This is a genomic window from Nocardiopsis rhodophaea (assembly GCF_039530945.1).
GTDB classification, from domain to species: domain Bacteria; phylum Actinomycetota; class Actinomycetes; order Streptosporangiales; family Streptosporangiaceae; genus Nocardiopsis_C; species Nocardiopsis_C rhodophaea.
Genome location: NZ_BAAAPC010000012.1, coordinates 54003 through 66514, shown reverse-complemented (window position 1 = coordinate 66514; position 12512 = coordinate 54003). Strand labels below are relative to the sequence as shown.

The following is a 12512-nucleotide window of genomic DNA, read 5'->3' as shown; positions in this document are numbered from 1 at the left end:
GCAAAAGGACGCCAAGCTGCGCCGTGCCCTCCGGGATCTTCACAGGAAACCAGGTGGCAATGGACGTCTTTTCAGTTCACGACCGACTGATCCAGGACTACAGCGAGTACACCAGCTCACTGGTCCAGGTGCGTGATCCTGACATCGCCCGCCATCTGCGCGACGAGCAGGAGCAGAAGGTTCGGTGGCCCGACCCCTGGCTTTCGCTGAACCCGAGCTTCGCCACCGGTGGCACAGTGAGCGAACTGGTGTCCGAGGGGTTGGTGCGCCCCGAATGCGAACGCTTCTTCCGCGACAAGAAGAACCCCGACGATCCCGGCCACCGACCGCTGACTCTCCACCGCCACCAGCGGGAGGCGATTCAGGCTGCCGCGACCGGCGAAAGCTATGTCTTGACCACCGGCACCGGTTCGGGCAAAAGCCTCTCCTACATCATCCCGATCGTCGACAGCGTCCTCCGCGATCCCCGGCCCAACCGGCTCAAGGCGATCGTGGTCTATCCGATGAACGCGCTGGCGAACAGCCAGCACCACGAGCTTGAGAAGTATCTGAAATGGGGCCTGTCCCGGCGTGAGCAGTCGGTGCGGTTCGCCAGCTACACGGGGCAGGAAAACCCGGAGCAACGCGACCAGGTGTTCAAGCGTCCCCCGGACATCCTCCTCACCAACTACGTGATGTTGGAGTACCTCCTCACCCGTCCGCACGAACGCGACCAACTGCTCAAGATCGCTCAGGGCCTTCACTTCCTCGTCCTCGACGAGCTGCACACCTACCGTGGCCGACAGGGCGCCGACGTAGCGATGCTGGTGCGCCGACTCCGTGATGCGTGCGGCGCCCCGCGTCTCCAATGCATTGGCACGTCGGCGACGATGGCGTCCACCCGCACCTTCACCGAGGCCCAGGAGCGTGTCTCGGAGGTCGCCACCCAGTTGTTCGGGACGACCGTCAAGCCGGCCCACGTCATCGGTGAGACGCTCCGCCGGGCCACAGAGACACCAGTGCATTCGCGCGAGCAACTGGTGGCATCGGTCCACGCCGCTCTGGAAGCTGGCGCTGCCGACCGTGGATACGCCGAACTAGCAGCGGACCCGCTCGCCGGATGGGCGGAATCGGTGTTCGGTCTCACCGACGAGCCGACGGACGTCCCGGACGCGCCACCGCGCCTGGTCCGCAGCGCGCCGATCACCGTTCCCGAGGCCGCGAGACAATTGTCCGAGGTCGCTGCTCTCGGAGTCGACCAGTGCGAACACGCTCTCCAGGAGATCCTGCAGCAGGGCGCACGCGCCCGACATCCCGAGACCCAGCGCCCGTTGTTCGCGTTCCGCCTGCACCAGTTCCTGTCCAAAGGCGACACGGTGTATGTCAGCCTGGAGCCGCCCAAAGAGCGCTACATCACCGGCAAGTACCAGGTAAGTGTCCCCGGGCAACGACACAAGGTGCTGCTCCCGCTGGCGTTCTGCCGCGAGTGCGGCCAGGAGTACGTCGTGGTGGCTCGGACCACGAGCACCAGCCACCCGCCCGTGTACACCGCTCGCCAGGAGCAGGACGCTGGCGGCGGCAATGAGGTCAACGGTTACCTCTACATTAGTGACGACCACCCGTGGCCAGCCGACCCCATCAAGGAACAGCGGCTGCCCGACTCCTGGTGGGCCACGGCCGACGACGGCTCCGGCCAAGTCCTGCCGCGTTTCCGCGACAAGCTCCCCCAAGAGAAGTGGATCGACACCGCCGGCCGCGAAACCGCGGAAGGCAATGGCCTCCGCGCCTGGTACGTGCCTGCTCCATTCCGTTTCTGCCTGCGCTGCCGGGTTTCCTACGAGGAGCCGCGCGCCAATGACTTCGCCAAGCTCGCGACATTCGCGGCGGAAGGGCGGAGCTCGGCCGTGACGCTGGTGAGCGGCAGCATCCTGCATGGGCTGGAGGAGCAGGACAATCTTCCCCTCCAGGCCCGCAAGTTGCTCACCTTCGTCGACAACCGGCAGGACGCTTCTCTCCAGGCCGGACACTTCAATGACTTCGCACAGGTGACCCAGTTGCGCGCCGCCCTGCACCGAGCCGCCGAGCAAGCTGGGGACAGCGGTCTACGCCACGACACGATCGCCGAACGCGTCACCGATGTACTCGGTCTGGAGATGGCCGATTTCGCGCAGAACCCCAGGGTCAAGTTCTCCCAGAAGGAGGCCGTCCTCTCCGCCCTACGCGGTGTCGTCGGATACCGCGTCTACGCCGACCTCAAAGACGGTTGGCGGGTCACGATGCCCAACCTGGAGCAGACCGGCCTGATCAGGTTCGACTACGTCGACCTCGCCGAAATCGCCGAGGATGACGAGTGCTGGCAGCGCCGCGCGTTCGGCAAGGACGAGGTGAACGTGTCGGCATACCTCCGCGACGCCTCCCCCGATCTCCGCTACCACCTGGCCAAGATCCTGCTCGACGAGATGCGCCGTGCCCTTGCCGTCGACGTCGACGTGTTCACCCAGGCCGGGTTCGAACGGCTTGTCAGCCAGTCCGACCAGCTACTGCAGGGACCGTGGGCGGTCCAGCAGGACGAGGACCGGGTCATACCCGGCACCGTGTACACCGTGCCAGGGCGCAAGGGCGGCCTGCGCACCGACAAACACATCACCGCCCGGGGGGCATTCGGGCGCTACCTCCGCCATCCAGGTCGGTTCGAACAAGTCCGGCCAGGTGTCATCTCCACCGACGACGCGCAGCTGGTCATCGACGATCTCGTCGGCGTCCTGACCGATCTGGGACTGCTCGCGCGCACTGATGAGGGACCCTCGGGTACTGGTTACCGCCTGAAGTCCTCGGCTCTGGTATGGCAGGCCGGTGACGGCACAAGCGGCGCCTCAGACCCGCTGCGCAAGTTCGTCGACGAAGAGGTCGGCGCGCGGGTCAATCACTTCTTCCGCGATCTGTACCGCGAGGGATCGGCCCGATTCCGCAGGCTCCAGGCCAAGGAGCACACCGCCCAGGTTCCGGCCGACGACCGCAAGGAGCGTGAGCAGGCGTTTCGAGACGGCGTCCTGAAACTGCTCTACTGCTCTCCCACCATGGAACTCGGCGTGGACATCTCCACGCTGAACGCAGTCAGCATGCGCAACGTGCCGCCCACACCGGCCAACTACGCGCAGCGTTCCGGCCGGGCCGGGCGCAGTGGCCATCCCGCGCTGGTTACCACCTACTGTTCCACCGGAAGTGCCCACGACCAGTACTACTTCCGCCGCTCCGACCAAATGGTCGCGGGCAGCGTGCAACCACCGCGGCTCGATCTCGCCAACGAAGACCTGATCCGCTCGCACGTCCAGGCGATCTGGCTGGCCGAGACCGGTGCCCACCTCGGATCGGGGATGGCCGACATCCTGGACGTGTCGGCCGACCCGGACACCCTGCCCACGCTGCGTTTGCAGCCGCACGTGGTCACCGCCGCGCACGACGCGAGGGCGTCCGGCCGCGCCGTCGAGCGAGCCGCGGCCGCCCTGCGGGGGCTGAATCTTCAGGAGAGCTCGTGGTGGTACGACGGGTGGATCGAGGACGTCGTGCGGGCGGCCCCCGGTCGGCTCAACGAGGCGTGTGAGCGCTGGCGCGGCTTGTACCTCGCGGCGCTGAAAGAGCAGCGCACCCAGAACCGGCACGTCGTGGACACCGCCAACAGCCCCCGCGCCCGCAACGAGGCCAAGGCCCGGCGAACCCACGCCGAGACCCAGCAGCAACTACTCCTGAACCAGGACAAGAACCACCAGTTCAGCGACTTCTACACCTACCGCTACTTCGCCGCGGAGGGGTTCCTCCCCGGGTACTCGTTCCCGCGGCTGCCCCTCGCCGCCTACATCCCGGCGCGCCGCGAACGCGGCACCTATCTGCAGCGACCGCGTTTCATCGCGGTGTCCGAGTTCGGGCCCGGCGCGCTCATCTATCACGAGGGACAGCGCTACGAGGTCACCAGCGTCCAGGTTCCGACCGACGGTGGGGAACTGACGACAGCGGAGGCACGCATCTGCTCGGCGTGCGGGTACTGGCATGACCGGCAGGCGGGGACGGATCGCTGCGATGAGTGCGATGGTCCGCTCACCACCATCATGACCGGCCTGATGCGGCTGGAGACCGTCTACACGGTACGGCGCCAGCGCATCTCCTCGGACGAAGAGGAGCGTCGGCGCGCAGGGTTTGAGCTGCGCACGACCTTCAGATTCTCCGACCACGGCACCCGGTCGGGCCGCCATTCCGCAGAGGTGCTCGCGTCGGACGGCGCCAAGCTCGCCGACCTCGTCTACGGGGACACAGCGACCGTCCGGGTTATCAATATCGGCCGCAGACGTCGACGCGACGCCAACGACATCGGATACTGGCTCGACTCGGTCAAGGGGCGCTGGCTGAGTGAAGCCAAGGCGATGGAGGATGTCCCCGACGAGGAGGGCCTGGGTGCCTTTCGCGACGCCAACAAGCCGGTCAAGGTCACTCCCTATGTCGAGGATCGCAAGAACATCCTGGTCCTGCGCTGGGCGTACCCCCTAGACGAGGGCAAGGCGGTGACCCTGCGCTACGCACTGGAACGCGCCGTTGAGGCGGTCTTCCAACTGGAGGACTCCGAACTGTCCAGCCAGGACCTGCCCGACCCTGAAGGGCGTGGCCGCATGCTGTTCATCGAAAGCGCGGAGGGTGGCGCCGGGGTGCTGCGCCAGCTGCGTGATGACCCTCTGAAGCTTTCGGAGGTCGCGGAGGCGGCCCTCGGCATCATTCATGTCCAGCGCGACGGCACCGATCTCGGCCACGCCGACGGCGCCACCGAGCGCTGCGAGCGCGGATGCTACGACTGCCTGCTGTCCTACACCAACCAGAAGGACCACACCAGCATCGACCGGCTCTCCGTGGTTGACGTGCTGTGCGACCTCGCCAGCGCTCGGACCGAGGCGATCGGGGGCACGGCCGCCTCCCGGGAGGAGCACGCAGCCGAACTGGACCGGCTCGCAGAAAGCGGCCTGGAGCGCAGGCTGCTGTCAGTGCTGAGCGAAGGCGGCTACCGTCTGCCCGACGAGGCCCAGGTGACCGTACCTGAAGCGCACGCCCGCCCGGACTTCGTCTACCGGTTGCGCGGCACCGATGTCGCCGTGTTCGTCGATGGCCCCCATCACGACTCCGCCCGCCAGACCGAGCGCGACATGGAGGCCTCGTACCGGCTGGAGGACCACGCCTGGCTGGTCGTACGGTTCCCGCATGATGCCGACTGGACCGGCATTATCGCGAGCTACCCCAACGTGTTCGGCAGCGGACGCCGGCGGTGAACGGCTGGTCTGTCACCGGTTCCGCGCTCCAGCCGCATAGGCTCCGGTGACCGATCTCGCGATCGCATTCCGTCCTTGGCCACGCACACAGATCCGTAAGCTGTCTCTGGATCCCTGTAGGAATGAGCGTGAGGTTGCGTTGTCCCCTGTCCCGGCTGACCGGTGTCTCGGACGCCCTGGAGGTGGCGCTAAATGAGCGCTAGCACGACCGCATTCGAGCCCGGCTCCCTGGTCCGCGGCCGTGGCCGCGAGTGGGTGGTGCTTCCCCGCTTCGACGGCCCGTTCGTCACTGTGCGCCCGCTCAATGGCGACGACGCGTTCACCACCCTCCTCTTCCCCGACGAGGTGGAGCCAGCTGACTTCCCGCCGCCCTCGGCCCGTCCCGAGCACATCGGCGACCACACCTCGGCCGGGTTGCTGCGCACGGCGATGCGCGTCGGGTTCAGCTCCACCGCCGGGCCGTTCCGCGCACTGGGATCGATCGCGGTGGAACCCCGCCAGTACCAGTTCGTCCCGCTGCTCATGGCACTGCGGATGGAGACGGTGCGGATGCTGATCGCCGACGACGTCGGTATCGGAAAGACCATCGAAGCGGCGCTGATCGCCAAGGAGTTGCTGGAGCGCGGTGAGGCACGCCGCCTGACCGTGCTGTGCTCTCCGGCGCTCGCCGAACAGTGGCAGACCGAACTGCGCGATAAATTCGGTATCGACGCCGAACTCGTGCTCCCCGCGACGGTGCGGCGGCTGGAGCGCCCGTTGCGCTCCGACCAGTCGCTGTTCGAGGTGCACCCCTACACGATCGTGTCCACCGACTTCATCAAGGCCGAGCACCGCCGCGCCCAGTTCCTGCGCGCCTGCCCCGACCTGGTGATCGTTGACGAGGCGCACACTTGCGTCAGCGCCTCCGCAGAGTCAGGGCAGCGCCAGCTCCGCTTCGAGCTGCTGAAAGGTGTCGCCAAGGACGCCTCTCGCCACCTGCTGCTGGTCACCGCCACCCCGCACAGCGGCAAGGAGGACGCCTTCCGCGACCTGCTCGGTCTGCTCCGGCCGGAACTCGCTGATGTCGACATGCGCAGCCGCAGGGGCCGGGAACTGCTGGCGCGGCACTTCGTGCAGCGCCGCCGCCGCGATATCCGGACCTTCATCGGCGAGTCCACGCCGTTCCCCAAGGACCGGGCCGTACGCGACACCCCCTATGAGATGAGCCCGGCGTACGCCGAGTTCCACGCTGACGTGCTGGACTACGCGCGCGCGTCCGTGCGTGACACGAGCGGGTCCGATGTGCAGCAACGGGCGCGCTGGTGGTCGGCGCTTGCCCTGCTGCGATCCGTGGCATCCTCCCCCGCTGCCGCTGCCAGCGCTCTGCGCACGCGCACGGCCACCGTGCACGCCTCTACTCCGGCGGAGGCGGACGATGTGGCTCGGGCCAAGGTCTATGACCTTACGGATGACGACGCGATGGAGGGTGTGGATGCCGTCCCCGGTGCCGATGCCACCATCGAGGTCGACGTGAAGGACAGCCCCGAGGCCGCGCAGCTGGCCGAGCTCGCCGAACGCGCGGACGCCCTGCGCGGACAGGAACGCGACACCAAGCTCAAGACGCTGGTCAAAACGGTGAAGGGGCTTCTCGCCGAGGGCTACGATCCGATTGTCTTCTGCCGTTATATCCCGACCGCGGAATACGTGGCCGGCGAGCTGGAGAAGGCACTGAAGAAGGGCCACACCGTCGCGGCTGTGACCGGAGAGCTGCCACCGCCCGAGCGCGTCTCCCGGATCAACGACCTCGTCTCAGCCCAAGGACGGCACGTACTGGTCGCCACCGACTGCCTGTCGGAGGGCGTGAACCTCCAGGAGCATTTCCGCGCGGTCGTCCACTACGACCTCGCGTGGAACCCGACGCGGCACGAGCAGCGCGAGGGCCGTGTCGACCGGTTCGGCCAGCGTGCCGACCAGGTACGCGCGGTCACCCTGTACGGCGTCGACAACGGCATCGACGGGCTGGTGCTGGACGTCCTGATCAAGAAGCACCGGACCATCGCCGACCACACCGGTGTCGCGGTTCCAGTCCCCAGCTCCAGTGACTCAGTGACCCAGGCACTGGTGGAAGGCATGCTCATCCGCGGACAGCAGCCCGACCAGCTCCAGCTCGACCTCGGTATCACCGAGGCCCGCGACACCCTGCACCGCGAGTGGGAGCTCCTCTCCGAGAAGGAGTCCAAGCGGGTCACCAAGTTCGCCCAGTCGGGAATGGACCTGAGCGACGTTGAGCAGGAGCTGCGGCGCACCGCTCCGGCGGCCCGTGACGCTATCGGCAAGCCCAGCGACATCGCAGCGTTCATGCGCGACGCCCTCGGTGCGCTGGGCGCCCCGGTGACCCTCGACGAGGAGAAACTCACCGTCCAGCCGCTGCCTCTGCCTCCTGGCGTGCGGGCCATGCTCGGACTGAAGAGCGGCGCGGCGGCCGAATCCCAGCGGGACAAGGCCAAGGAGCTCGTGTTCCGCCGTGACCTGCCGATCGGCCCCCGCGAACACGTGCTCCACCGCACCGACCCGGCGGTCCGCTCCCTGGCCCGCTATGTCATGGAGTCGGCCCTCGAAGCGCAACCGGAGGTGTCACCGTCCGCGAAGCGCTGCGGGGTCACCCGCAGCGCCGACGTACGGGTACGCACGGTCCTGCTGCTGGTGCGCTACCGGTTCCTGCTGACACTGCCCGGCCGCGACACCCCGCGCACCGTGGTCGTCGAGGACGCCCAGGTGCGGGGCTACCGCTCCGCGGGCGGCGGCCGTGAATGGCTTAGCGACGAGGAGGTCGCGAGTCTGCTCGCTTCATCTCCCGATGGCAACGTCCTGCCCGAGCAGGTCGTGCGACAGGCAGAGCGAGCCGTGGCGGAACTCGGCCAGGTGCAGGGCGAACTCGACGCGCTTGGCGCCACGTTGGCCGAGGAGCTGTACCAAGCGCACTACAACATCCGCAAGTCCGCCGAGACGCGGGTACGCGGGCTGAAACTCGTCCCCCATGACCGAGCCGACGTGCTCGGCCTCTACGTCTACCTTCCGGCTGGAGGCACCCAGTGAGCCCCGTGAGCAGTGCGTTCCGTTCTCACTCTGCGAGCACCGCACTGGCCAAGGAGTACCGGGACTACCCGGCCATCCGTGTGATGGGGTCACTGCTGACCGCCGACATGATCGGGCGTATCGGGTCCGGCGACCCCCAGCTGAAGGGGCTGCGGTCCGAGGACTACGGGCTGCTGCCCGGACGCCGCCTCGGGGAGGCCGCCAGCCGCCGCTGGGAGGAGCTGCTCGGCGCCTACCAGGCGTTTGAGAAACGGCGGAAGGCCGCCAAGCCGACCGATTCGCTCGTGTCGCTGACGCGTGAGCGGTGGCTGCTGCCGCTGTTCGACGCGCTCGGATACGGCCGCCTCCAGTACCAGCGCGGCGGCCTGACCGCTGAGGGGCGGTCGTTCCCCGTCAGCCATGTGTGGAATAACGTCCCCATCCACCTTCCGCCGTGGGGCCGCGACCTCGACGCGCGCATCGGGCCGGGCGAGGACCAGCGGGCACCGCAGTCGATGCTGCAGGACTTCCTCAACACCAGCGACGATCACCTGTGGGGCATCGTTAGCAACGGCCGGAAACTGCGGATCCTGCGGGACGCAGCGTCCCTGGCCGATGCCGCGTTCATCGAGTTCGACCTGGAGACCATCTTCGAGGACGAGCTGTACGCGGACTTCGTGCTGCTGTTCGCCATCGCGCACGCTTCGCGCTTCGAGACGCTCGCGGCGGAATCCGACTCCGCTGAGGACACGGGCGAAGTCACCCTGCCGGCTGAGCCAAGCGTTGCCGACTGCTGGCTGGAGAAGTGGCGTATCGAGGGCGACCGCAGCGGCGTCCGGTTCCGGGAGAAGCTGCGGGACGGGCTGAAGACCGCCCTTGAGGAGCTGGGCACGGGGTTCCTGGAGGTCAACGCCGGGCTGCGTCAGATGCTTGCCTCAGGCGAGATCTCCCGTACGGACTTCCGAGATGAACTCCTGCGGCTCGCCTACCAAGTGCTGTTCCTGTTCGTGGCCGAAGACAAGGGCGCCCTACTCGACCCAGAGGCGGATGGCTCCACCAAGGCACGGTACCGGGAGTTCTTCTCCACCGAGCGGCTGCGCCGCCTGGCCATGGACAGGTATGGCGACAGCCACGACGACCTGTGGCGGACCCTGCGCATCGTACTCGACGCTCTCGGGGCCGACGAGGGCCTGCCCGAGCTGGGGCTGCCCCCACTCGGCGGTCTGTACTTCCGGACGGGGGCACTCGACACCAATGGCGTGGACGCAGACACGAACGGGAAAGGGCGGGTTAATGGTCGACCGGCGGAGCCGCTGCGGCAGCCGGGCGTGGCCCTGTCCAACCAGCGTCTCCTTGCCGCGATTCGCCACCTGACGCAGTTCAGGGACGATCACGGCCGCTGGCAGCGCGTCGACTACCAGCACCTTGACGCCGAAGAACTCGGATCCGTCTACGAGTCGTTGCTGGAGCTGATCCCCTACCCCGACTCCGCCGAACAGACCTTCGAGCTCAAGGCGGCAGCAGGCAACGACCGCAAGACCACCGGCTCCTACTACACGCCAACCGCGCTCGTGGAGACACTGCTCGACAGTGCCCTTGACCCGGTGATCGAGGAGTACGCGAAGAGCGGTATCCCGGACGACCTCCTCAAGATCACTGTCTGCGACCCGGCCTGCGGCTCCGGCCACTTCCTGGTCGCGGCTGCACGGCGGATCGCCAGGGCATACGCCGTCATGGAGGCTGGCGACGAGGAACCGACTCCCGACGCGATCGAGAAGGCCATGCCCGCTGTAGTGCGCAACTGCATTTACGGCGTGGACCTAAACCCGTTGGCCGTTGAGCTGACGAAGGTGTCCCTGTGGCTGGCCTCGCTGGAGCCGGGCAAGCCCCTGGCCTTCCTCGACCCGCATATCAAGGTGGGCAATGCCTTGATCGGGACGACGCCGAAACTGCTGGACGAGGGTATCCCCGACGGTGCGTTCAAGCCGTTGGAAGGCGACGACAAGAAGTTCGCTAAGCAGCTGAAGAAGCAGAACAAGAAGGAAGCACAGACCGGCCAGGCCAGTCTTTTCGAAGCAGGAACCGGATTCCCCAGCAACATCAAACTGGCCGAGAAAGCCCGCCGCATCGACGAAGGGACCAAGCCAGGACTTGCCGGAATCCGCGAACAGGCCCGCCGACTGCGCGAGCTCAACAACTCCGAGGAGAAACGCGAGCGGCAACTTGCCGCCGACGCGTGGTGCGCGGCGTTCGTCTGGCCTCTGCGCCCTGATGCCCCAGCTGCAATCACCAACGCCACGATGTGGCAACTGCGCGACAAGACCGGGGGTTTGTCACCGGGGCAGCTGAGTCGGCTCGAAGTGCTAAGTCGCCGGTACCACTTCTTCCACTGGCACCTGGAGTTCCCTGAGATCTTTCCGGGGATGGACGACGAGCACGAGGATTACAACCCAGAAACTGGCTGGCAGGGTGGATTCACGTGCATAATGGGAAACCCACCGTGGGAACAAGTGAAGCTCCAAGAAAAGGAATTCTTCGCGTCTCGCGATCCAGAAATAGCGCGCGCACCAAACAAGGCCAAGCGCGATGCGCTTATCAAGAAACTTGAGGACAGCGAAACAGGACGCGAAGTTCTGCGCGAATTTTCTTATGCAAAGCGCCGCAGCGACGGAGGCGCTCTATTTCTTCGCGAGTCTGGACTCTACCCACTCAATGGGGTTGGATCAGTTAATACATACTCGGTATTTACCGAGAACGGAAATCGGCTACTGCATCCACTTGGCCGTCTAGGAATGATCGTACCGACCGGAATCGTCACCGACGCAACGACACAGCACTTCTTCAAGGAAATCGTCCAACAAAGGTCTCTCTCCGCCGTTTACGACTTCGAGAACAGGACGACGTTTCCCGAAGTTCACAGCAGCTACAAGTTTAGCTTACTCACCCTCACCGGCCGAAAAATAATTTCAGAACGTGCTGAATTTGCCTTCTATCTTCACACAACCTCAGAAATTAATGACGCCAACAAACGATTCACACTTAGCGCCGAGGAGATCAGGAAGCTCAACCCAAACAGCGGGACTTGCCCGGTTTTCCGATCACGCCGCGACGCAGACTTAGCACTGAAGATACACACCAACAATCCAGTCCTCATCGATCACACCCAAGAGGACGGAAACCCGTGGGATATGAAGATCTTCAGAATGCTCCACATGTCTGACGACGCACATCTTTTTCACGACAGAGAAGAACTAGAATCTAATGGATGGAGGTTGTCAGGAAACGTTTTTATTCGAGGAAAAGACCGCATGCTACCTCTCTACGAGGCGAAGATAGTAGGGATGTATGACCATCGAGCAGCGGATATTATCAAAAGCGAAAATGCAACCTCTAGAAAAGGCCAGCCTAGCTACATTAACGACAATGACCATAAAGACCCACACCGCTTCCCTATTCCCCTTTCTTGGGTTCCCGCATCGGAGACAGAAGAATACAACACAGGATGGCTGTCCGGATATTGCAACATCACTAGCACAACGAACGAAAGAACAGTCCTAGCGTCCTTCATACCGAAGACCCCCACGGGGGATACTTTCCAATTCTTTGACTGCAAACTTCGCCACCTCCTCGTCCCCATATTTAACTCATTTGCACTCGATTATTCAGCGCGCCAAAAACTCTCAGGACTCCACCTCACACACACCCTGATCAAGCAATTCCCTTCCCCCACACCCAGCCAGATCTTAGATGAAAGTAAATGGGACCCAGGAGCTACATATGCGGACTGGATTACTCCGAGAATCCTTGAACTAAGTTATACGGCATGGGACATGGAGGCCTTCTCCCGAGACATGAATGACTCGGGTCCACCATTCGTTTGGAATGAGGAGCGTCGATTCCTAATCCGTTGTGAGTTGGACGCCGCATTCTTCCACCTGTATCGACTTGATCGGAGCGATGTCGACTACATCATGGAGACGTTCACTATCGTGAAGAAGAAGGACCTCAAAGCCCACAGCTCCTTCCGGACCAAGGATACAATCCTGGAGATCTACGACGCGATGGCAAAGGCTTCCAAGACAGGCGATCCCTACCGCACCATTCTGACGCCCCCACCCGGGGAAGGCTCCCGGCACCCAGAGCGCGACTAAGCGTCTACTCCATCATCAGCGG

The 12512-nt window shown here is 64.9% G+C and carries 3 protein-coding genes; all 3 read left to right on the top strand.

The window, feature by feature from the left end:
* The first annotated feature begins 59 nt into the window (after positions 1-59).
* The 3 genes from ABD259_RS14705 (at position 60) to ABD259_RS14695 (ending at position 12490) form a co-directional block, all read left to right on the top strand.
* Entirely contained in the window at positions 60-5285 is a 5226-nt protein-coding gene (locus ABD259_RS14705) for a DEAD/DEAH box helicase (protein WP_344102856.1), read from the top strand.
* Positions 5286-5477: 192 nt separating this feature from the next.
* Entirely contained in the window at positions 5478-8360 is a 2883-nt protein-coding gene (locus ABD259_RS14700; protein ID WP_344162939.1) for a helicase-related protein, read from the top strand.
* 5 nt (positions 8361-8365) lie between these two features.
* Positions 8366-12490, top strand: coding sequence for an Eco57I restriction-modification methylase domain-containing protein (locus ABD259_RS14695; protein ID WP_344162936.1), 4125 nt, complete (start codon positions 8366-8368; stop codon positions 12488-12490).
* Positions 12491-12512 lie beyond the last annotated feature (22 nt).

Excerpts from the sequence above, each read along its gene's own strand:
- ABD259_RS14705 (WP_344102856.1), top strand. The coding sequence starts at position 60 with ATGGACGTCTTTTCAGTTCACGACCGACTGATCCAGGACTACAGCGAG.
- ABD259_RS14700 (WP_344162939.1), top strand. The coding sequence starts at position 5,478 with ATGAGCGCTAGCACGACCGCATTCGAGCCCGGCTCCCTGGTCCGCGGC.